This is a genomic window from Rhizosphaericola mali (assembly GCF_004337365.2).
GTDB classification, from domain to species: Bacteria; Bacteroidota; Bacteroidia; order Chitinophagales; family Chitinophagaceae; genus Rhizosphaericola; species Rhizosphaericola mali.
In genome coordinates this window covers 1,697,809-1,721,365 of the sequence record NZ_CP044016.1, presented here as the reverse complement: position 1 = coordinate 1,721,365, position 23,557 = coordinate 1,697,809, and the positions used below count along the sequence as shown (strand labels likewise).

The 23,557-nt window shown below is 34.2% G+C and carries 19 protein-coding genes; 10 read left to right on the top strand and 9 right to left on the bottom strand.

Features of this window, described 5'->3' with window-relative positions; genetic code table 11:
• Positions 1 to 168: 168 nt before the first annotated feature.
• The 6 genes from mobC to E0W69_RS07510 all read right to left on the bottom strand — a co-directional run bounded on the left by mobC (position 169) and on the right by E0W69_RS07510 (position 5,814).
• Positions 169 to 2,139, bottom strand: a complete 1,971-nt coding sequence (mobC, locus tag E0W69_RS07535) for a conjugal transfer protein MobC (RefSeq protein WP_131329405.1) — start codon at positions 2,137 to 2,139, stop codon at positions 169 to 171.
• Between the two features lie 3 nt (positions 2,140 to 2,142).
• The gene (locus tag E0W69_RS07530) at positions 2,143 to 3,594 is read right to left on the bottom strand and encodes a relaxase/mobilization nuclease domain-containing protein (RefSeq protein WP_131329404.1); all 1,452 of its coding nucleotides are present in this window, start codon (positions 3,592 to 3,594) and stop codon (positions 2,143 to 2,145) included.
• On the bottom strand, positions 3,579 to 3,974 hold the full coding sequence (locus E0W69_RS07525) for a plasmid mobilization protein (RefSeq protein WP_131329403.1): 396 nt from the start codon (positions 3,972 to 3,974) through the stop codon (positions 3,579 to 3,581). The genes E0W69_RS07530 and E0W69_RS07525 overlap by 16 nt, the downstream gene beginning before the upstream one ends.
• 292 nt (positions 3,975 to 4,266) lie before the next feature.
• On the bottom strand, positions 4,267 to 5,232 hold the full coding sequence (locus E0W69_RS07520) for a CHC2 zinc finger domain-containing protein (RefSeq protein WP_131329402.1): 966 nt from the start codon (positions 5,230 to 5,232) through the stop codon (positions 4,267 to 4,269).
• Between the two features lie 47 nt (positions 5,233 to 5,279).
• Positions 5,280 to 5,495, bottom strand: coding sequence for a hypothetical protein (locus E0W69_RS07515; protein WP_131329401.1), 216 nt, complete (start codon positions 5,493 to 5,495; stop codon positions 5,280 to 5,282).
• 4 nt (positions 5,496 to 5,499) lie between these two features.
• Positions 5,500 to 5,814 carry a helix-turn-helix domain-containing protein gene (locus E0W69_RS07510; RefSeq protein ID WP_131329400.1) on the bottom strand — a complete coding sequence of 105 codons (315 nt, stop codon included), beginning with the start codon at positions 5,812 to 5,814 and terminating at the stop codon, positions 5,500 to 5,502.
• A 394-nt stretch (positions 5,815 to 6,208) separates the two neighbouring features.
• Here E0W69_RS07510 and E0W69_RS07505 point away from each other — a divergent pair, with 394 nt between their 5' ends.
• The 6 genes from E0W69_RS07505 to E0W69_RS07480 are packed head-to-tail and all read left to right on the top strand — an operon-like array spanning position 6,209 to position 16,097.
• Positions 6,209 to 7,768 (top strand): type I restriction-modification system subunit M, encoded by a 1,560-nt coding sequence (locus E0W69_RS07505; protein ID WP_131329399.1) that lies wholly within the window; start codon positions 6,209 to 6,211, stop codon positions 7,766 to 7,768.
• Positions 7,758 to 8,978, top strand: coding sequence for a restriction endonuclease subunit S (locus E0W69_RS07500; protein ID WP_131329398.1), 1,221 nt, complete (start codon positions 7,758 to 7,760; stop codon positions 8,976 to 8,978). Before E0W69_RS07505 ends, E0W69_RS07500 begins: the two co-directional genes overlap by 11 nt.
• Before the next feature lie 18 nt (positions 8,979 to 8,996).
• Positions 8,997 to 9,899, top strand: a complete 903-nt coding sequence (locus E0W69_RS07495) for a HamA C-terminal domain-containing protein (protein WP_131329397.1) — start codon at positions 8,997 to 8,999, stop codon at positions 9,897 to 9,899.
• Positions 9,880 to 12,414 carry a DEAD/DEAH box helicase gene (locus E0W69_RS07490; RefSeq protein ID WP_131329396.1) on the top strand — a complete coding sequence of 845 codons (2,535 nt, stop codon included), beginning with the start codon at positions 9,880 to 9,882 and terminating at the stop codon, positions 12,412 to 12,414. Before E0W69_RS07495 ends, E0W69_RS07490 begins: the two co-directional genes overlap by 20 nt.
• Positions 12,415 to 12,427: 13 nt before the next feature.
• On the top strand, positions 12,428 to 12,934 hold the full coding sequence (locus tag E0W69_RS07485) for a Fic family protein (protein WP_131329395.1): 507 nt from the start codon (positions 12,428 to 12,430) through the stop codon (positions 12,932 to 12,934).
• 28 nt (positions 12,935 to 12,962) lie between these two features.
• Positions 12,963 to 16,097: a type I restriction endonuclease subunit R gene (locus E0W69_RS07480; RefSeq protein ID WP_131329394.1), complete on the top strand. Its 3,135-nt coding sequence runs from the start codon at positions 12,963 to 12,965 to the stop codon at positions 16,095 to 16,097.
• 74 nt (positions 16,098 to 16,171) lie between these two features.
• Here the strand turns inward: E0W69_RS07480 and E0W69_RS07475 are convergent, their stop codons facing one another.
• Positions 16,172 to 16,663 carry a JAB domain-containing protein gene (locus tag E0W69_RS07475; protein WP_131329393.1) on the bottom strand — a complete coding sequence of 164 codons (492 nt, stop codon included), beginning with the start codon at positions 16,661 to 16,663 and terminating at the stop codon, positions 16,172 to 16,174.
• A 557-nt stretch (positions 16,664 to 17,220) separates the two neighbouring features.
• On the opposite strand from E0W69_RS07475, the gene E0W69_RS07470 reads away from it, so the two are divergent.
• From E0W69_RS07470 to E0W69_RS07455, 4 genes are all read left to right on the top strand, one after another.
• Positions 17,221 to 17,964 carry an SDR family oxidoreductase gene (locus tag E0W69_RS07470; protein ID WP_131329392.1) on the top strand — a complete coding sequence of 248 codons (744 nt, stop codon included), beginning with the start codon at positions 17,221 to 17,223 and terminating at the stop codon, positions 17,962 to 17,964.
• Positions 17,965 to 18,044: 80 nt separating this feature from the next.
• A complete protein-coding gene (locus E0W69_RS07465; RefSeq protein ID WP_191967995.1) occupies positions 18,045 to 18,890 on the top strand; it encodes an aldo/keto reductase in 846 nt (281 codons plus the stop codon).
• Positions 18,891 to 19,204: 314 nt separating this feature from the next.
• Complete coding sequence (locus E0W69_RS07460; RefSeq protein WP_255478226.1) at positions 19,205 to 19,681, top strand: Crp/Fnr family transcriptional regulator; 477 nt, start codon at positions 19,205 to 19,207, stop codon at positions 19,679 to 19,681.
• An 86-nt stretch (positions 19,682 to 19,767) separates the two neighbouring features.
• Positions 19,768 to 20,742: an MBL fold metallo-hydrolase gene (locus E0W69_RS07455; RefSeq protein ID WP_131329391.1), complete on the top strand. Its 975-nt coding sequence runs from the start codon at positions 19,768 to 19,770 to the stop codon at positions 20,740 to 20,742.
• Between the two features lie 272 nt (positions 20,743 to 21,014).
• Here E0W69_RS07455 and E0W69_RS07450 read toward each other — a convergent pair whose 3' ends face one another.
• Positions 21,015 to 21,953: a D-2-hydroxyacid dehydrogenase family protein gene (locus tag E0W69_RS07450; RefSeq protein WP_131329390.1), complete on the bottom strand. Its 939-nt coding sequence runs from the start codon at positions 21,951 to 21,953 to the stop codon at positions 21,015 to 21,017.
• Between the two features lie 180 nt (positions 21,954 to 22,133).
• Complete coding sequence (locus E0W69_RS07445; RefSeq protein ID WP_131329389.1) at positions 22,134 to 23,555, bottom strand: efflux transporter outer membrane subunit; 1,422 nt, start codon at positions 23,553 to 23,555, stop codon at positions 22,134 to 22,136.
• Positions 23,556 to 23,557 lie beyond the last annotated feature (2 nt).

Genomic DNA, 23,557 nt, shown 5'->3' with positions numbered 1-23,557 from the left:
GTAAATTATTTGATTTAATTCATTGTGAAGATATTACAATGATATTAAAACATGCCAGTATTTTGATTTTAATCTATCTATACAATAATACCTTATGAATTCAATCTAAACATTCCTTTCAATGAATGGGCCTTAAAGCTTAATATATAAAATTTACCACGATAAAATTCAATAACTCTTTTGTTTGGCAAACGTTCCTTGTTTCTTATTGATCATTTCACTTACTGACCGAATAATCGCATCTACATCATTTTTGATTTGGATAAAATTGTTTTGTATTTCTTCCGCAGAGATATCTCTAACTAGTGGAATCTCTTTGAATCTTTTTTCTTTTGTGGCTATAGCTTTATGATCATTGATAATTTCAGAATGAAAGGTTTTCAAATCTATACGCTCCTCGGGATTATCTGCCACAATACCCACAAACTCACCAGAACTGAGTGTGGCAATTGTTGAAGCAGGAATGGCACTATCTAGTTGAGTTGATCTACTTATAGAAGTATCATTGCGGTTGATGCTGACGCTTTCTCGCTCTTGGACAATCTTGCCAAAACGTTCACTGAGTTGTTTGGCCGTATCACCTGTTACCTGTCCACTAATCACATTACCACAAATATTGACAATCACTTCTGCCAGTTCTTTTCCATAGTCTTTGACTAGTTGGCTGAAATCTTGCACACATAAGACAGTACTTACCTTGTAGCTTCTAGCAACAGCAATAAATTGTTCAATACCATTGAGAAAAATGGATGGTAGTTCATCTACTATTAGAGAACTTTTATTTCGCCCTTTATGTAAGATGACTCTTAACAATCGAAAAACAAACAACGAAATAACTGCGCCATAGGTTTGGGATTTCTCTGGATTATTGGCCATACAGACAATCTTGGGAGCGTCTGGATTATTAATATCTAAGGTAAAATCATTCCCACTAAGTACATAGTAGATATTGGGAGAAGATAACCGTGCCATGGCAATTTTGGCTGAGGCCGTCTGACCTTCCAATTGTTCTTTTGCATTATTTTTATAGGCGGAAATAAAAGGATTAATAAGTACTTCAATTTCAGGTTCACTATTCAATACGGGAAATAAATCATTATAATCTTGTTGCATCATCTCGATCGCATGGGGCAAGGTACAATACTTACCGCCTTCGTATTTTTTTAAAAACCAAATAATAGCGGTCAGAAAATTAATGGGAGATTCCACAAAGAATTCTCCTTGTTTTTTGATCCAATCTCTATTTAGGCCCAATAGTATCGTTCTTGCTGCTTCTGTAGCATCGCTAATGTCCCGCATTGCTTCCGGCTCCAATGGATTGCAACGATACATCGGTGTATCGAAATTAACGACATAGAAGGATGGTGGAACTTTGTAATGTTTGTAGTTTTCCAATAAGGAATTATAAGCAATCTTGCTTAAATCATCATATTTGAAATCATACAAGAACATGGAAAAGCCTTTTCGGATTTGTTGCTCTATTACATTGCGAACCACAAAATAGGTTTTACCTGCACCTGGTGTACCTGCTACAAGTAATGCACGAAAGGGATTGATAATATTGATCCAACTTTTTCTTAGTTTGCCATTGAGTTGATATCTAGCTGGTAGATTAAAAGAATACTCATTTTCCAATAAGCGTTCTTCCTGCGGAAAGGTTTCGTTTTCCGTATTGAAGATATCCCTGCGTATTTTTAGTTTTAATATCCGAGATAAATAAGTGCCTCCAGTAACCATTAATAGATAACCGGCAGCGGTCATGCCTATATAATACAGCGATATTTGAATTAGATCAGCTTTGATATATAACAGGAAATTGGACAGAAAATAAAATAGTAATCCTGTTATGCAATACGCCAATGCGGCTTTGATACTAATTTTTTCATCCTTCTTGCCACGTATTCCAAACAGGTAAACCACCAACATCAGTAATGCAGAAACCTTAGTAAATAATACGGTTTTGAAGATGGGCAGCTTCCAAAAATTATGGGCAATATGATCAATAATAGGGGAGGTCCATCCCCAATGAGTAAATGCGCCGTGGCAGATCCCATAGAAATGGATCATCAAAATAGCAATGCTGATCAGTCTGGTAAAATCCAGCATCGCCCTTAATCCTTGTTCGTTTTCTCCAGTCATTTCTTACCAATTAATTTTACGTTTAGGTTTCTTTTTATCAGCAGTGGTATGACCAAAATAATTATCGGATTGTGCAGAAAATAAATGTTGAATGTATTGCTGTATTTGCTGTACGCCATTTTTTAATAGGTATTCGTTGAGATGATTGCATAGTTTTTCTGTAATATTTCCGTCTTCAAAATACCGGTCAAATCGGTTGACGCTTCCCACACGAGAACCATTCTCACTATTATGAAAGGATAAAAAATATTTATTATTGCCTAAACTATTCTGTCCTATTTCCAGTTGATAACCATCCTTATATATTTGTTCTAACATCTTTTGTGCACCTATATTATAGTCCATTTTTTGGATGTAATTTTTCAATTCATTGTAGGAATCTTCTTGTTTTTGTTGTTCCCAAAAACCACTTTCTGCAATACGTTCCAATATTCTTTTAGCTGTGTATCCTTTACCTAAATCACTACCATTGAATACGCATTTAGTGTTATGATCGATAAACGTAATACCATAAACCATGGATTCATTTTCCCGAAACAGAACATCAACACCTTGCTTTTTTAACATTAACTGAAAGAAAAAGCGGTCTTGGATGGGCGACTGTAGCACCTTATCAATAGTTCTTTGCAACTGGTTCTTATGGAGGATTTTTTTGCTTTTATTTGCCAAGAAAATAGATTCCATATTTTTTAGAGTCGGTTTGGTATATATAGAGCTTGCTTTAATGGGAACACCAATGTGATTACCTTTCTTATCCAATACGTGATAGGTCAAACCACTTTTTTCAAACATCTTAGTTCCTTTTTCTCCTCTGTAGGCTTCCACGTTAAATCCTTTTAATACCGCATTCATTTCTGCTAACGAAGTGAATTTATAGTCTCTAATAATCGCCCTTACTACGTTGGAAATTGCAGACTTGGTTTCGCTTTTGCCATAAATAACTTTCTCTAAGATGGGTTTTAGCGATTCTAGTTCACCTTGTTTTTTTGAGGTGGCATTGACCAATCCATATTCTGTTTCCAATCCACGGCATGCTTTCATACTTTTTTCTCGTCCCAAATTATACATCGGTATCTGTGTGCCGTCGGATCTAATGTTGGTAGTTACTAAATGGACATGTTTATGTGCGGCATCGTAATGTTCATATATCAAATAAGGCTGCTCATTAAATCCAATTTGTTTCAGGTATTTTTCCGTAATAGAAAGTAAATCACTTTTATTTAAAGCATCTTTCTTGTCAAAATTGATACTGATATGCACACAATTGCTTTTAGCCCGATCGTTCAACTCAGTCCTATTGGAGAATACAAATAGCTTATCTTGAAAGGAAAGTTGTTCCAATGATAACAGAAAACCGTCTGCATGCAACAAGGCTGCTTTTGCTTCTGAAACTTTAATTTCATTATAGCTCAATGCTCCATTCATATTTTTACCTACCATTATTTTTGCAACCATTGTCTGGCAAATTGTTGGATTTGTTCTTGTATAACACTAATCTTTTCTATCAATCTTTTTTGGTTTTCCAATGCCAACGGAAACCATATTCTACCTTCGGGAGAATCTTTTAAAGTGTTGATATTTTTTACAACTTGATTGAAATTGCTACCGATGGCAGACAGTTCTCTTTTAAGTGTATTCAACTCTTGAATAAATGCATCAGTGGAAGCGTTGCGTACTTTTAAAATGACTGGTTGACCCAGAATTAATTTCCGGGCATAGGTACTTATTTTGCGTTCTGTACTGGATGCAATGGCATCTCTAACTTGATTCATTTCAGATATAGTTAAGCGAACATGAAGCCACAGATTTCTATTTTCTTGCTTGTGTGATTCCATATAAATGCATTTATGATTCAATGAATGAAATACGATTCCAAAAGAAAAAAGACGAGTTCCGAAGTCTTTTTTAATGCCTTTGCTCCAATGGACAAAGGCCTTGCAAGTCCAATTGTGAAACAATTGAACAACTTGCTATATCCACGCGGATATTCAAGGCTTCCAATACAGCTTTTTTCAGATGAAAAAATGAGCTGATTAAATGGGTAACATAAAGCACCCTAAAAATTTATTTTAAAAACTTCTTGAACTATGATTTTTGAGAAATTTATTGGCGGATGAAAAGAAAGGGTCATCGTCGTAAACCATAAGATATCTTAGGATCTTCCTGCTCTTTGTGTTGTAAATTTTGAGCCACCAAGTAAGTATTTAAATCTTTAAAACCTTCGTATAAATGGCTATAATCTCTTATCTTTTCACTCCAAGAAAGTGCTTGCTCGGTTGCCTTTTTACCCGCCATATCACCGTCCAAATACAGATCTATTTGACCAAAGGATAAAATCAAATCTTGTGATTTATTCAGAAAAGAAAGCGAGTTTAGCACTAGAATACCATCCGGTTTTTCTGCAAAGTGCTTGTCTTTTTCGAGTAATTCTAGAAAAGATAACATGCTAAAAAAGCCCTCAAAGACTGCCAAACTCTGCTGTGAAAAATCATTTTTACCTTCTTTTAATGAAAGAATCGTTGGCGCTTTTGGCATAGAACTTCCCTTGAAATATTTGTTTCGCAGCTCATAACCGCCGCCATTGTTTGCAAATCCTAAGGCTGTATAGTATCGTCCATTCAATGAATAATCTACTTCTTTCAAATACTTTTCGGCAAGGGAAATAGAGATACTTCTACTTTGAATATATTGTCTCAAATAATATTTTTGGACGGAACGTTCTGCAATAATTTGGATATGCCTATCCGCATTTTCGAAATTGTCTTGCTCGATATTCTGTTTGTTTTTTGCCTCCATTGTTGAAGGATTTAATCCCAAGTATTCTTGCAGTTTTATCAAAGATTCTTTGAAATCACATCGATGAAATGCCTTGATAAAATCTATCAAGTCTCCACCTTGTCCCGTGCCATGGTCATACCAAATTTGTTTATTTTGATCTACTTTGAAGGATGCGGTATGCTCTTCATGTAAGGGCGATTTAAACCAATAGTCGTGATGGTTTTGCTTGAAATATTGGAATCCTAAAGAAACAATATAATCCACTAAATCTATTTGTTCCTTGGCTGATTTGAAATAGAATTGCTCGTGTTGCATAACTATATTGTTTTGTAGATGAGATTGTTTGGTGAGGATAAATCGTTTTATTTCGGAACAAAAAGCCAGTCAAATGCTGCTTTCTTCCAATCTCTTATGGGAGTGCCACTTCTGGCTTTCCATTTGTTTCTTTCCATGAAATTCCAAAACTGGGAAGCATTCAATTGCGGAACTCCTTTTTGTAAAAAGTAGACTAACACCAACTCTTTTTTTGGCGGAATCAGGCATCCAAATCCTTGATGCTTTTGAATAATATTTTTCATGACGCTAGTTTTTTAGAGGATTTTTTTTGAAATGTTCCATCATCTTTTCTAAATCTGTACGATAGTAAAAGATAGCACCTCCAATACGGGTGAAAGGAATTGTTCCCTTATCACGCATCGCCTGTAAGGTTGGTCCACTAATACCCAACAATTCTCTGACCTCATAACTTTTCAACCACAACTTCGAAGGTGTGCCAGTTATTTCTATGGAAAGTTGTCGAATGGCGTGTAGTAACTCTATCTTGAAATCTTCCAAATCTCCTCTGGTCAAAAGCTCATCACGACGGAGTATTAATAATTTTCGGTTGTATTCTTCCATGATTTTCCGTTTTCTTCAAGAGCAAAAATCAGGTAAGTAAAACTGAATAATCACAAGGTGATGACATGTGGGTACCGTTAAAATTTGTTAAAGTACAAGGACTGTTTTATGTAAGAAACCCAAAATCGGAGATACAAAAGTTCAATGAACAAAAAGGAGGACAATACAAAACTTTAGAAGATTTGCAACATATGATAGAAGCTAGAGTGAAAGCCAATTAATAAGTTATACAAATGAAGAAACTCTAGAGTATTTAAAATTACGGCTTTCCGTAATGCCTTTGTTTAAATATTAAATATCTTGCCTTGCTTTTAATTTTTAATTGGACAATGGTGATTTTTTATTGAAATTTTATATTTCTTCTTGTAAATTGGCATCCAGAATAATTTAAAATATGGCCAAGGCATCATCCTCTAAATCCACCGAAGAAATTCTCTGGGACTCTGCAAATAAACTTCGTGGTTCTGTGGAACCATCCGAATATAAACATGTTGTTTTAAGCTTGATATTTCTCAAGTTTGCGAATGATAAATTTCTAAAACGTAGAGACGAATTAACGAAAGAAGGCAAAGAAGCATTCTTAGAAATTCCAGAATTCTATCAAGCGGAAAATATATTTTATCTGCCGGAAGAGTCTCGTTGGACATTTATCATCGAAAATGCAAAACAAGAAGACATCACGCTTAAAGTAGATTCTGCGCTCAAAACCATAGAACGTACCAATAAATCTTTGGAAGGTGCATTGCCAGACAATTATTTTTCACGTTTAGGATTGGATCAATCCAAATTTTCTGCTTTGTTGGATACGGTGAATAATATTGATACGCTAAAAGATGAGTCTCAGGATATTGTAGGCAGAGTGTACGAATATTTTTTGTCCAAGTTTGCGATTGCGGAAGGGAAAGGTAAAGGCGAATTCTACACACCAAAATCCATCGTTAACCTAATTGCGGAGATGATAGAGCCCTACAAAGGGAAAATCTATGATCCGTCTTGCGGTTCGGGTGGTATGTTTGTGCAATCGTTGAAGTTTATAGAGAACCATAAAGGAAACAAAAAAGACATTTCTATTTACGGGCAAGAACTCACGAATACCACTTTTAAATTGGCAAAAATGAACTTGGCTATTCGGGGGATTTCTTCCAATTTGGGATTGAAAGCGGCAGATACTTTTGGCGACGATCAGCACAAAGATTTGAAAGCCGATTATATTATGGCAAATCCGCCATTTAATTTAAAAGATTGGCGTGCCGAAAACGAATTGACCGATGAACCGCGTTGGGCAGGTTACAAAGTGCCGCCAAAATCCAATGCCAATTATGCTTGGATTCTCAATATGATTTCTAAGTTATCGCAAAATGGCGTGGCAGGATTTATCTTGGCAAACGGTGCGTTGAGTGGAAGTGGAGATGAATACGAAATCCGTAAACAGATTTTGGAAAATGATTTGGTGGAAGCCATTGTTATTTTGCCGAGAGCAATGTTTTATTCCACTGATATTTCGGTGACGCTTTGGATTTTGAACAGAAATAAAAAAGCACACAATGTCCAAGTGAATGATGGTGAAAAGAAATACCGTGATCGCCAACATGAAGTGTTGTTTATGGATTTGCGACAAAAAGGCGAACCTTTTGAAAAGAAATACATTCAGTTTTCTAAGGAAGATATCCAAACTATTACTACCACTTATCACAATTGGCAACAAGAGGCTTGGAAAGAAAATTATGAAAACATTCCAGAGTTTTGTTATGCTGCTAGTTTAGAAGAGATCCGTAAAAAAGATTACTCTTTAGTACCGAGCAAATATATTGAGTTTGTGAATCGAGATGAATCTTTGGACTATGACAATCAAATGCAGGCTTTACAAATCGATTTGCAAAGCTTATTTGAACAAGAAGCCGAACTGAAACAACAAGTTCAAAAAGTATTTAAAGAGTTGGGCTATGAGTTATAGAAAGCTAGGCGATTATATTAGGCAAGTAAATGTGCGCAATAAAGATTTAGATATTCAAACGCTACTTGGTGTTAGTAATACGAAGAAAATGATTCCTTCTATTGCCAATATAGTTGGAACGGATATGTCAACTTATAAAATAATTGAGAAAAGACAATTTGCTTATGGTACAGTAACTTCAAGAAATGGTGATAGGCTTTCTGTAGCAATTTCAGAAGATTATGATAAAGCATTGGTTTCTCAGATTTATATTGTTTTTGAAGTAATAGATGAAAAAACGCTATTGCCTGAATATTTGATGATGTGGTTTTCACGTCCAGAATTTGATCGGTATGCTCGATTTCATTCTCACGGAAGTACAAGGGAATCTTTTGATTGGGAAGATATGTGCGAAGTGGAACTTCCTGTTCCTAGCATCGAGGAACAGCAAAAAATTGTAGATCAATACCAATCGGTGGCTAACAAAATAAAAGTCAACGAGCAAATCTGCGAAAAACTAGAAGCCACTGCACAAGCTTTGTACAAACATTGGTTTGTAGATTTTGAGTTTCCCAACGATGATGGAAATTCCTATTTTTCTTCTGGCGGAAAAATGATTTTTAATGAAGAACTGCAAAAGGAAATTCCTGATGGTTGGGAGGTTGGAAGAATTGCAGATCTTGTATCTACTCAATATGGATTTACAGATGTGGCAAATTCGATTAGTGGTTCCGCTAAATTTTTAAGAATAACTGATGTAGTTGGAGATTGTATTGAATGGAATAAAGTTCCATATTGTAATATATATGAAAATGAAATTGATAAATATTTGATTGAATTTGGAGATATTTTGATTAGTAGAACTGGTGCAAATGTTGGATTTGGGAAAATGATTTGGAAATCTTTTCCACGTAGTGTTTTCGCATCTTTTCTTGTAAGATTGAAACCCCAAAGTCAAGACTATATTTCTTATCTGAATTGTGTTGTAATATCTAAATTTTATAAAGATTTTGTATTGAACAATGCTGAAGGTTCGGCTCAACCACAGGCGAATGCAAATATTTTAACAAAGTTGGAATGTACTATCCCTGATAGTAAAGTTTCTCAGAATTTTAATTTTGTCTCTTTTCCAATTTTTGACTTCAAAGAAAATATTGAAATACAAACCCAAAAACTGATCCAGTTGCAAAGCTTGTTGTTATTTAGATTGGCAAGATTGGAGGAAATCTAAAAAATGAAAAATTAAAGTATGGATAAATACTTAACACATACAGATAAATTAGTAAATCATATTTATTGGTTTTATGAAGATTTGGATTTAAAGCCAGTAAAGAAGCATTATGGTTTATCCATAAATTACTCGGATATAAAAGAACGGAAAGATGATTTCTTATCGGAGTTGGTAAACACAATTGTAAGCTGGGTTTATAACAATAGTAAATCAAAATCTTTATTGGATGATCGGTTTGCAGAGTCTAAAGATTTGGGTAATGCTATAAATTTCGTGACAAATCAAGCGTATAAAAAATTCCGACCTGGTCATCCTCAGGGACAGTTTGGTGAGTTATTATTATTTAATCTCATCCAACATTATTATAAAGCTGTTCCTATATTAAGGAAGCAACATATAACCACATCCATAGGACATGAACGGTTTGGAGCAGATGCAATTCATTATAAAAAAAATGGAGACACTAACGTATTCATATTAGGAGAGTCAAAATGTTATGAGAGTAAATATCAATTCAGTAGTGCGTTTGAAAAATCTTTAAATAGTATTGTAACGACTTTTGACAAATTAGACTCTGAATTGGATTTATATTTATATGATGATTTCATAGAGACAGAGTTGGAAGGTGTTGTAAACCAATATAAAAAAGGAGAGCTAAAAGATACAAAATTTGAGCTTGTCTGTTTAATAATTTATAATGAAACCAAAGCAATTTCTGGCAATTGTGAAAACGATATAAAAGATAATATTAAGCAGGCTATTAAATACAGATGCGCTTCATTTGATAAAACTAAATTTGATACAATACACGCTAATTTATTAGCCAGAATAAATTATGTAGTTTTTCCGATATGGAAATTAGATGAACTTTTAAATGATTTTCAAACTAAAGTAGGTTCTAATGATGCAGGAAGAACATAAAAATGTGATAAATCAGCTTTTGAAGTTTGAACACAAATCAATTGCTAAAAAGCTCAATTTAATTGATGAAGATTTACTTTTAATTTCAGATGCCTTACTTTACAAAGCTGTGGGTGTTATAGATTATTATTCACGTAGTCAAGACGATAAGTCAAAACAAATTGTTACTGTTTTTTCTTCCATTCTTTATACATATAGACAAGTGCATTGGGATGGGTTAAAACAGTTTTTGATAATTGTTTTATCTCGTATTGGATTTACGCCATCCGCTATTATGGTTGATGAAGAATTTGATTTTGAAAATAACCAATTTAGCTCTTTAGATAGTATTATTAGTCAAATTAGTACTACAATAAATCAATTAAAGAATGAAGTAGTTATAAATGAAAAGATATTTCTCTTAACCGATTTTCAAAAAGAGATATGGAATAAGTGTTTAGAATCTAAATTCATTGGGGTTTCAGCACCTACATCCGCAGGTAAATCTTATGTTATTTTATTAAAATCAATCGAAAATATTTTAAAAACGGGAGGCAATATAGTTTATGTTGTACCTACCTTAAGTTTGATAACCCAAGTGGTTAATGATTATCATCAGAAAATCAAAGAGTTTGGTTTAAATGATTATGATATTTTAACAAGCTACAATGAGAGTGAGAACAACAATAAAATTTACGTGTTAACTCCTGAAAGAGCCATTTCTGCTTATAATGAAGATGATAAACCTTTTGGAAATGTGAATACATTTATTGTAGATGAGATTCAAAATATTGAGAGGATAGAGAATGAAAAAGATGAACGGTCTAAAATTCTTTTTGACAGTTTAGTTGAATTAAGTTTTAGTTATAACCCGAATCTTATTGTTTTCAGCGGACCAAGAGTCAGCGGATTAAAAGATATGGGATTTGATATTTTTGAAGAAGAAAAATCTGTTGAGATTCGAACGGATTCCTCGCCTGTTACAAACTTTACTTATAGTATAGCAAAAAAAGGGAAGAAGTATTTTTTTAATCAATATTCCCAAATTAACAACAATTATTCTTCTATAGAAATCAAAAATACGGAGGTAATCAAAATTGGAGGAAAACAATATGACGACAAATATTTTGCTTATTTAAACACAGTAGTTGATTTGCTGGGAGAGGGAACAAAAAATGTGATTTTTGCACCGTCTTCAGGAATGGCAAGAAAAATAGCAGTAAACCTGTCTTCAAAAACTAATAATATTCGAAACTCGAACTCAAAGGCAATAGACGGTTTGATACACTATATTTCTTCTACTGTTCATAGAAACTATGATTTAACAAAAACGTTTAAAAACCATATAGTATATCATCATGGAAAAGTTCCTTTGCATATTAGGAATGTTTTGGAATATTCGATTAAAGAGAAGATGATTGATAATATTGTTTGTACAACAACATTAATGCAAGGAGTTAATTTACCAGCTCAAAATGTAATTATGCGTAATGGCTATTTGTCAACAAGTTCAAGGGATGGAAAAATGCCTAAATTAACTAACTATGAAATTTCAAATTTAAGAGGAAGAGCAGGTAGGTTATTAAAAGATTTTATAGGGAGAACATTTGTATTAGATGAAAATGCTTTTGAGAATAAAGAAGATCAAAAGACTCTTTTCCAAGATGAAAATAAGTCTTTAAAAACTGGATATGGTAATATCTTTGAGAAATATGGAGAAAAGGTAAATGAATCTTTGTTTAATAATGTTAGCAATGAATCTGTAGAAAAAGATTTAGGAGACGATTTCCATTTTTTAGTTACTTACATAAGAAATACTGTTCTTAAACATAAAGAAAAGAGTTATAATCGTTTAAATTCAGTTGGGATTAAGTACACTCAAAATGAAGTAGCAGATGTTTATAATGAATTAGTGAATACGTTGTCAGTTCCTTTGGAAATTTGTTTTAAAAACAGATATGTTGACCCACTTATATTAGATGAGATATATAAGAATATGGATTCTTTTGATTTGCCATTATCTATCAGTGATAGTGATTTTTCAAATAAGTTATATAGTGTGGTAAATAGCATACGAAGTAAATTTCCAATATTCTACAGAAAGTATTTTGGAAAAAAAGAATTACCTGTTAACTTTTTCTATACCGTTTATAAATGGACAAAGGAAAAATCTCTAAAAGATATTCTCAGTGGAAGTTATTATGACAACGCTGAGAACATAGATAAAACTATAGACCAAATTCAAAAAGATGTCTGCTTTAACCTCACAGCTTTATTAAAACCTTTTTATTCAGTAAAAGATAAAGATTCAAAACTTATCAATTGTATAGAAATGGGAGCATATAATCCTATTACTTTGCATTTAATCAAATTGAATGTTCCCAGAGAAGTAGCCATAACTCTTAAAAATACACTATTTAAGGGCGTTGAGATAAAAGACAATGAAATAACAGATAAATTGGTTAGTCAAATTATTAAAGAGAATTATAATGAAATTATTTTTTGGGATAGAATTCAATTAAACCATTTGCTGTAACATTAAATAACATATGGAAAACCACATACAAATTAACTCTTATAGTTGCACACCTTCTGGCTTGTCGCAAGAGGAATTTTTCGAAGGTTTTTCTGTTCCGAGAAATAAGGAATTGATGCGTATTTTCAAGGATTTGGATTTGGTGGAGCAATTAGGTTCTGGTGTGCCAAGGATATTGCAAGCATATTCAAAAGAAAATTTTCAATTTTCTGAAAACTTTCTTCGATTGACTTTACCTGCAAGCGAAGAGATTGCCCCGCAAGATACCCCGCAAGATACCCAGCAAGATACCCCGCAAGATACCCCGCAAGTTGAGGAACTTTTGAAAGTGATGGATGGACAACATTCCAGACAAGAATTACAAGACTTGCTTAAGTTAGCCGATCGTGAAAATTTCAGATTAAATTATCTGCAACCAGCCATTAACGCAGGATACATAGCTTTGACTTTGCCTGACAAACCAACGAGCAGAAATCAACGCTATTATTTGACTCAGAAAGGGAAAAATAGGATTAAATAAAGGATTTCAGAATAGAATTGTGTACATAATGAAATATACAGAATCACAACTAGAACAAGCATTTATTAGCCTTTTGCAAATAGAAGGTTACGATTATATTAATGGCAATAAATTAGAAAGAAAATCTAATCAAGATGTTTTAATAAGAGAAGATTTACGAATTTTTCTACTGAATCGGTATGCCGATTTGGAAGAAATTGAATTAACCACCATCATCAACGAATTAGCGTTCCAATCGGCTTCTAATCTGTATGACTCCAATAAATATATATGCAAACTATTAGGTGATGGATTTATTTTCAAACGTAACGATCCTAGTAAAAAAGATTTGCATATTCGCTACATCGATATTGAAAATGAGCATAACAACGCATTTAAAATCGTCAATCAATTAGAAATCCAAGGATCGGAATTGCGCATTCCAGATTTGATTTTGTACGTTAATGGTATTCCTGTTGTGGTATTTGAATTTAAAACTGCCATTGAAGAGGAAGTCACCATTCATGATGCATTTAAGCAACTCACGATTCGATATAGAAGAGATATTCCAGAATTGATGAAGTATAATGTATTTTGTGTGATTAGTGACGGCATCAACAATAAATCAGGAACTATATTTTCTCCTTATGAATTTTTCTATGGTTGGAACAAAATTACTGGTGACGAAAAGAAAGCACTCACAGGAATAGAAACCACTACTTCCATCGTTCACGGCATGTTGAATAAGGCTCGTTTAGTAGACATTATTCATCATTTTGTATTGTTTCCCGACAGTTCCAAAAATGAGAAGAAAATCCTTACTCGATATCCTCAATATTATGCTGCCAATAAATTATTTCAAAACATTCTAGCACATAGAAAACCTAAAGGAGACGGGAAAGGCGGAACATATTTTGGTGCAACCGGTTGCGGTAAAAGCTTCACCATGTTGTATTTGTCGAGATTATTGATGCGTTCTACAAAATTTTCAAGTCCAACAATTATCATCATTTCCGATAGAACAGATTTAGATGATCAATTATCGAGAGATTTTACCAATGCGAAGGATTTTATTGGGGATGAAAATATCATCAATATTACCTCAAGAGAAGATTTACGCAATAGATTAAAAGGTTTGGAAAGTGGTGGTGTGTATTTAACTACTGTTCAAAAGTTTGCGGAAGACGATGATATTTTATCAGATAGAAACAACATTATTTGCATTTCAGATGAAGCCCACCGTAGCCAAGTCAATTTGGATTTAAAAGTAAAAATTGATGAAAATGGTGTGAAAAAATCTTATGGTTTTGCCAAATATTTACACGACTCTTTGCCCAATGCAACGTATGTAGGCTTTACAGGGACGCCAATTGATAAAACGTTGGACGTATTTGGCGATGTAATCGATCAATATACCATGTTTGAATCGGTCAACGATGAAATTACGGTGAGACTGGTGTACGAAGGTAGAGCGGCAAAAGTTAACTTGGATAATGCGAAGGTAGCAGAAATTGAAAGCTACTATGAAAATGCAGTAGAAGAAGGGGCTAGTGAATATCATGTGGAAGCAAGCCAAAAAGCTATTGCGAAAATGGAAGTGGTTTTAGGCGATAGCGACAGAATAAAAGCCATTGCTCACGATTTTATCAAACATTATGAAAGCCGTTTAGAAGAGAATGCAACCGTTGCGGGAAAAGTGATGTTCGTGTGTGCTTCCAGGGGAATTGCGTATAAATTGTTTCAGGAAATAGTAACCTTACGGCCTGAGTGGAACGAAATAAAAATTGCAGAAAATCTTACCGAAAAAGAACAAAAGGAAGTTTTACCAATTGAGTATATCAAAATGGTAATGACCCGAAATAAAGATGATGAACAAAGTTTATGGAACCTTTTAGGTAGTAAGGAGGAACGAAAAGAATTGGATCGTCAATTCAAACAAATAGAATCCAATTTCAAAATTGCGATTGTAGTCGATATGTGGCTAACCGGTTTTGATGTGCCATTTTTGGATACGATATATATTGATAAACCTTTGCAAACGCATAATTTAATTCAAACTATTTCTCGAGTTAATCGAAAATATGAAGGGAAAGATAAAGGTTTGGTGGTGGATTATATTGGCATCAAAAAGAACCTGAATCATGCCTTAGGAATGTTCAACGGAACAACTGCTGACGATGATTTTGAAGATTTAGATAAAGCTGTTATAATTGTAAAAGACCAAGTAGAATTACTTCGACAATTTTTCCATCAATTTGACACGACAGAATATTTTGAGGGAAATCCTGTAGCGCAATTGAAATGTTTGAACCGAGCTTCGGAGTTGGTATTGGAAACGGAGCAATCGGAAAAATTCTTTATAGACGTTACCAAAAAATTGAAATCTGCTTATAACTTGGTAAGTGGTTCTAATTTATTTTCGGAAAAATATGTAGATGAAATTCATTTCTATTTTGCGATCAAATCTATCGTGGTAAAACTGACCAAAGGTGAAGCGCCTGATACCGCTCAAATGAATGAAAAAGTGAGCAAAATGGTAGAGGATGCCATTATTTCTGAAGGCGTGGAGGAGATTTTTAAATTAGATGATAACAAAGCCAATGCGATAGATTTATTCAATGATAAATTCATTGATAGAATTAGCAATTTAGAATTGCCGAATACCAAAGTAAAAATTCTAGAACGAATACTGAAACAAACCATTTCAGATTTTAAGAAAGTCAATAAAATTAAAGGAATTGAGTTTGCCGAACGTTTACAAAGTATCGTTAATCGATACAATGAGCGAAGTGAAAGAGATATTTTGGATTATGACGGTATTCAAACAGATACCTCAGAACAAATTTTGGATTTGATTCTAAAGTTAAGGCAAGAAATGGCTTCGTATGAAGATTTGGGAATTGACTATGAAGAAAAGGCATTTTACGACATTTTGGATATGATCTGTAAACAATATGGATTTGAATTTGATAAAGATAAAATGCTGGAATTGGCTCGCGAGATAAAAGCAATCGTAGACAACACCGCTAAATATCCCGATTGGAGCGAACGTGACGACATCAAAGCCCAATTAAAAATGGATATTATCGTCAAGTTGCACCAATTTGGTTATCCGCCAATTACACAAGATGATGTTTATAAAAATGTATTAGAGCAGGCAGAGAATTTTAAAAAGAATAGATAATAGTAACTATAATATTCCTATTTTGAATAGTCAAAATTCATCAACAATACAGATATAAAAATCAAATGAAGAACTCATAAGAGTCCTTCATCTGCAAAAGATTGATAACTATCTGTGGTAAGAATTAAATGATCTAATAAAGTAATGTCCATTAGCTTTGCTGCCTCCTTAAATTTATCTGTCATTTTCAAATCGGCTTGGCTTGGAGTAAGGCTTCCACTTGGGTGGTTATGTGCCACAATTAATTTGCAGGAATTACATTTTAAGGCTACCGTAAGTAAGATTCGAATATCAACTATAGTTCCTGTAGAACCACCAGTAGAACTATGGTAAACGCCAAGTACTCTATTGGCATTGTTCATTAAAAGCATTTTAAAGGATTCAATAAGTTCCATTTCATTTTCGTTCCATACGGATCTAAATAGGATCAAAGCGTCTTCCGACTGATTGATTTTAGGTCTTTGGGATGCTTTGATCTTGTTGCGATAGGACAACTGCACTTCTTGTAGTTCTGACCAATGAGTTTGTTCATTATCTAATTCTTGGATGGTGCTGTACTTTTTCATTTTTATACTGTTTTTGTGTAACAGCGACATAAGAAGGTTTGCAAGAAGGCCGGCAGAACGTGGAATAGCGGAGCATAGCGAGCATATGCCGTCGAAAGCTGCCAGCATTCTTGATACAAACCTTCTTAGCTTAGTGAAACAAAGAACAGTATAGAAAAATTGTTCAGCACATAACCATTAGAAAATTATAGCTAATTCATAGGAATAAAAAGATTGGGATACCTTTAAACCTTCCTTAAAATATTTTTCTTCCTTGATTTTAGGCTGCGGCTTATGATGCGCAATTTAAGCGTAACTAGTATAAGCTATAAATGGTAATTTCTAACTATAATCAATCCATTTAAACATTAAATTCTAAAAATAGTTTAAAACTGAATTTATCTTAGGTGCTAACTAAAATTTAATTTGGAACGATAGGTTTATTATTTGTAAATTTGTCTCATCTGAGTAATTATAAGATTATGGTAAATAATTCAATTTGTAAATACCATTTTTTGGTTTATATTTTGGAACGATCGGTTTTATTTAAAGATATGATAAAATAAAAATTTTAAGAAATGCAAACAAAAGAAAATTCGTTACACACTTTGAATGGCAAAAGAGTGGTAATTATGGGTGGCAGTAACGGATTAGGTTATTCTACGGCAAAGGCTGCCGATGATGAAGGTGCTATAGTAGTAATAGTTTCTAGTAATCAAGAGAATATTGATAAAGCATTGACTAATTTGTCAAAAGCTAGCACTGGCTATGTTGTGGATTTGCGAAATGAATCAAGTATAAAAGATTTTTTCTCCACAATTGGAAAATTTGACCATTTGGTATATACCGCAGCCGAGAATATTCATTTTAGTAATATCGAAGATACGGATATCCATTTTGCCAAATCCTATTTTGATCTTCGTTTTTGGGGTGCCGTATCCACTGTTAAATATGCTGTACCACATATCAATCCAGCTGGCTCAATTTCTCTTACAAGTGGCAGCGCAAGCCGTCGCCCAGCTAAAGGGTGGTCTTTGATGGCGAGTATTTTAAGCGCTATTGAGGGCTTTGTAAGAGCTATGGCTGTTGAGTTGGCACCAATTCGAGTGAATAGTGTTGTACCAGGTGTTATTCGCACGAGTTTATGGAGTGGACTTACTACTAAAGACAGGGTAAATCTATATAATACTGTTGGTGATTCTTTACTTGTAAAAAGAGTTGGAGAGCCAGAAGAAATTGCGTTTACGTTTCTTTACCTAATGAAACAACAATTCGGAACAGGGCAAAATATAGTGGTCGATGGTGGAACTGTTCTTGTGTAATAACTTTAAAATGGAAATAGCAAAATGAGTGAGAGTAAATACAAATAATATGAAGTGTATCATTAAATAAAAATGTAAAAATGGAAAAAGCAATAAACAAAACCTTCAAATTAGGAGGTGATTTAGAAATAAATCGTGTAGGTTACGGTGCCATGCAACTTACAGGCAAAGGTGAATTTGGTGAAGTTGAAGATAGAGAAAATGCAAAAAATGTATTATTGAAAGCCGTAGAATTTGGTGTTAATTTTATTGATACCGCTGAGGCATATGGCCCCAAATATAATGAGAGCTTGATTTCTGACGCTTTATACCCATATAAACAAAACTTAGTAATTGCCACCAAAGGTGGATTTTTACGTCCCGAGCCATTTGTTTGGATTCCTAACGGAAATCCAGATCATATCAGGGAAAATATTGAGAGTAGTTTAAAAAGATTAAAAACCGACAGTATCGACCTATGGCAATTGCACAGGATAGATCCTAATGTCCCTATTGAAAAAACGATAGTCCCAATACTAGAGGCTTATAAAGATGGGAAAATAAAACACTTTGGTCTTTCTGAAGTGACTGTGGAACAAATAGAAAAAATAAGAGAATACTTGCCTGTTGTTTCTGTGCAAAATCTTTATAATCTTGGTGATCGGAGATGGGAAGATGTGCTTGATTATACTATAAAAGAAAATATCGCCTTTATACCTTGGTATCCACTAGCATCAGGACCCAATAAGATGGCGGGAAAATTACAAGAACTTTCATTAAAGTACAATTCAACTATAGCTCAGATAGCGCTTTCCTGGCTTTTGAAAAGAGGTTCAAATATTTTATTAATTCCAGGAACCAAATCAATTCAGCATTTGGAAGAAAATCTTAAAGCAGATAGTGTATCTCTTACAGAAGAAGACTATAATCTTTTGTTAGAAAAATAAGGCTCAATCTTTACTAAATAGTCGTCTTAAAAAATGCTAGGGAGAAATTTTTGATCAATTTCAATCCTAGTATTTTTTATTTTGCTGTTGGTTCTCCTTTATTATTTAGCTATTTAAACACAGTAGGTTAAAAGATTTTATAGTAGATGTAAAACGGCTCTTTTTGGTATTAATTTTGAAATAGCTTTCTCAAATTAAACAACAACAGTACCTTTGTTATGATGTCACATCCTTTGAGAGTTCATATAGAAACGGTCAGCACTTTATCTGACGAGGAATTTGACCATATTCTTTCATTTTTTGTACATAAAAAAATGAAAAAGCATTCTTCCCTTGTGACAATGGGAGAACAGGTAAAATATGAATACTTTGTGATTAAAGGATGCCTGAGGGCATATATGACCGACCCTGAAACTGGAAAGGAATTCACATATCAGTTTGCTGTTGAAAACTGGTGGATTTCAGATAGAGAAGCATTTTTGCGAAACCTGCCAGCAACTATAACAATTGATTGCCTAGAGCCGTGTGAACTGTTAGGAATCACTTTGCAGAATAGACAGAAACTTGGTGTAGAAATATGGAAATACGAGCATTATCTTAATGTAAAAGCGAACTTTGGATATGTTGCACTACAAAAAAGGCTACAGATTATGATATCTGGCAATGCTAAGCAACGTTATGAACAGTTTATTAATCAGTATCCACAACTACTTAATCGTGTTCCTAAGCAATTCGTCGCTTCATATCTTGGCGTATCGAGGGAGACTATAAGTCGTCTTTATCGCGGATAATGCCACAAATGTCACAAATTATTAGTGACTAATGTCCTTTGGGTAATCTCTAGAATGTTGGAAATTTGCATTTTAATTTTATAAAGATGAAATACAAATTGAACTGTGTAATTACGGTGATAACTATTCTTTTTTTGCTATCTTTTAAGGTATTTACCGTGAATGCACAATCAGAGAAAAATGCGCTCATATCGCAACCTGGGTATTATAAAATAGAAATCGGAGACTATGAAGTGACCGCGTTGTCTGATGGAACCTGTATGTTGGATATGAGCAAATTGCTATTAAACGCACAACCTGGTGAGGTGCAAAAAATTTTAGAACAAAATGTTCTAAACACTACAGTGGAAACCTCCATCAATGCTTATTTGATTAGACATGGAGAAAAACTTATCTTGGTCGATGCTGGTTGCGGAACAACAATGGGAAATACGCTTGGTCTAGTTACAAAGAGCATTCGTCGTGCTGGCTACAAGCCAGAACAGATTAATGCGGTTTTGATCACCCACTTACATATTGATCATATTGGAGGATTAACACAGAACGGCAAAATGGTTTTTCCAAATGCAATACTTTATATCAATAAGCATGAAGCCTCATTTTGGCTTGATTCTGCCAATCTGAAAAAAGCACCAGAAAATGCTAAGCAGTTTTTTGAACCAGCTGTTACAGCTATAGCTCCATATCTGAAAGCAGGAAGAGTGCATTTGTTTGAAAATGGATCTCAATTATTCTCTGGTATTTCAGCTCAGGATGCCGTTGGACATACGCCAGGACATACTTTCTATTCTTTAGAAAGTAAAGGAGATAAAATGGTTTTCTGGGGCGATTTAGTTCACTGTGGTGTAGTGCAGTTTGAAGATCCAGCTGTTAGTGTTGGTTTCGACGTAGATACTGCAGGTGCGGCAATGTCACGGATAAAAGAATTTGACAAAGCAGCGCAGGCGCATTACTGGATTGCAGCTCCACATTTATCATTTCCAGGGATAGGTCATTTAAGGCATGCTGAAAAAAGCTATATTTGGATACCTGCAAATTATAGTATTATCCGTCCGAAATAACAAGCCATGGTAAAGTAACTCAAAATTTTTACTAAGTAAATGAAGGTCGCCCGTAGTAAATTGGCGGCCTTATCAATTTTTATATTGCATATTACTTGAATAGTAGAAATGCGTTTAAGTAATTCCAAAGATGAGTTGTGGTTTACATAATAAATACACCAGAATTATTGTAACAAACAATTTAAGAAACGAAAAGTTAGTAATTTATAAAGCGTTTTCATTGAACATTCAAGGAAAATATAAAGATGAATATATGTTCACTAGCGAGTATTTTATTTAACTATCCACTCCTTAATTTCCTTTACAACATCTGTATAAAATACCCGATAAGTATTCTCTGTCACATAACCAATATGTGGCGTTGCAACAAGATTATTGACTTTCCGAAACGAATCTGTTGAAGATAACGGCTCTTGCTCAAAAACATCAATAGCTGCACCAGCAATTTTATTATGAGTAAGTACTTCTATAAGTGCATTTTCGTCAATCAAAGGTCCTCTGGATGTGTTAATCAAATAAGCTGATGGCTTCATTGATTCTAGTTCATTCTTTCCAACAATTCCTCTAGACCTATCGCTCAAGACCAAATGTAAAGTAACGAAATCAGCCGTAGCAAATAGTTCATTCTTGTTCACTAATTTGGCGCTTTTACTTGAGGCTTCCTCTGCTGTCAGATGTTCGCTCCAAGCAATTACATTCATATCAAATGCTTTAGCATAAGCGGCTATTTTGGCTCCAATATTTCCAAGACCAACGATGCCAATAGTTTTGCCCGCCAAATCTGTTCCTATAGTTGTTTGCCATTTTCCATTTTGAACATTGTTATTCTCTTGAGGAATCTTTCTTGCTACTGCCATTAGCAAAGCCCAAGTGAGTTCTGGCGCTCCATTAGCTACGTATCCTGTATTGCGTATCTCAATTCCCAGTTTGGACGCTGCTTCTAAATCAATCGATGCATTTCTTGCGCCTGTTGAAATAATCAATTTTAAATTAGGTAATTGATTTAAAATATCATTTGTTAATGGCGTCCGTTCACGCATTACAGAAATTATTTCAAAAGGAAGCAGTATTTTGATGAGTTCTTCCATATCTTGAATATGTTTATTAAATACGGTCAAATTGATTTGGTCTTCTATATCAGACCAGTCTGCAAACAACCGAGAAACATTTTGATAGTCGTCAAGTACGGCCACATTTATTTTATTTTTCATGTATATTAATTTTTAATATTTTACTATATTAATTAATTAACTGTGTACAAGATAGGTAAAATATTAATTTCAAATAGTTGATAAAATCACAATTTTTGAACTTAGATAAATTATTAAAATCGGCCTTCCTAGAAAGGAGCGCCGCATATTTCACCATTTCCCAATTTAATATTTAATTGCTTATTTCCAACCGCCACCAAGTGAGCGATATAATGTAACAGATGCACTTAACTGCTGGCGTTTAATGGAGGAAAGATTGAGTTCTGCTTGCAACGCATCGCCTTGTGCTGTGATGACTTCCAAATAATTGGCTAATCCACTTCTGAACAATAGTTGCGCATTATGGATAGCAGATTGTAATGTTTTTACTTGCTCAGTCTCACTTGCAAATTGATTTTTCAATTGATCAATTTGTACTAAAGCGTCTGAAACTTCGCCAACAGCATTCAACACAGTTTGTCTAAATTTCAATACATTTTGTTCGCGTTGATTTTTCGCTAATTTCAAATTTGTTGCTAGCGTTCCTCTTTGGAATAATGGTTGCGTTAAACCACCTAATATATTGCCAAATAAGGATGCTGGCATCTCAAACCAATTACTTGCTTTGAAGGAGTTAAGTCCACCATTGGCACTAATGGTCAAACTAGGATACATTTCTGCCTGTGCGATTCCAATTTGCGCATTGGCAATTCTCAAGTTCAATTCCTGGTTCCGCACGTCTGGGCGACGACTCACCAAATCGGCGGGAACGCCCGCGTCTAAGGACGTTGGGATAGAGATATCCGCCAATTGTCTATTTCGCAAAATGTTTTTGGGCATTTCTCCAATCAAAATACTCAAGGCATTTTCTTGCAATGCAATATCTTGTTTCAATTTAGGAATTAGAACTGCAACAGATTGCTTCTGCGCCGTTGCTTGTTGTACTGCGAGATTCGTTGCCAGTCCAGCAGTCCACTGTAATTTTGTTATGTTCAATGTTGTATCACTTAATGCCAAATTACTTTGCGTAATCTTCATTTGTGCATCCAACATTAATAGATTGTAATAACCTTCTGCAATAGAAGCTACAATCTGCGTTTGGATAACTTTTTGCGCTTCATACATTTGTAAATACTCCGTTAAAGCAACGTCTTTTCGCAATCTTAATTTGCCCCAAATATCCGCTTCCCAACCAAGGTTAAATGCTGCATTATAATCTTCAATATGCTTTTGTCCTAAAAAACTACTCAAACTAATTCCGTTCAAACTATTTTTGGATGGTGTGGAGGATTGGCTCGTCACACCAAAACTCAAAGTTGGTAATTGCAATAGTTTGGCTTGATTTAAAGTTGCATGCGAAGCGGCAATTTTTTTCAATGCCAATTGCATATCATAATTGTTGGCAATGCCTTTTGCGATTAGGTTTTGCAAGGTTGTATCTCTAAAATATTGACGCCATTCTAAGTCTGCAATATTGCCCGTGTCGGAGGTTGTTTTTATTTTTCTGAAATAGGCATTTTCTACAGGTGCAGCCTCCGACAGAGGCAACTTTCCTGTTTTACAAGAAGCAGCTAATAATGCTGCAACTATGAATATTCCTAAGATTATTTTATGATTTGTCATGT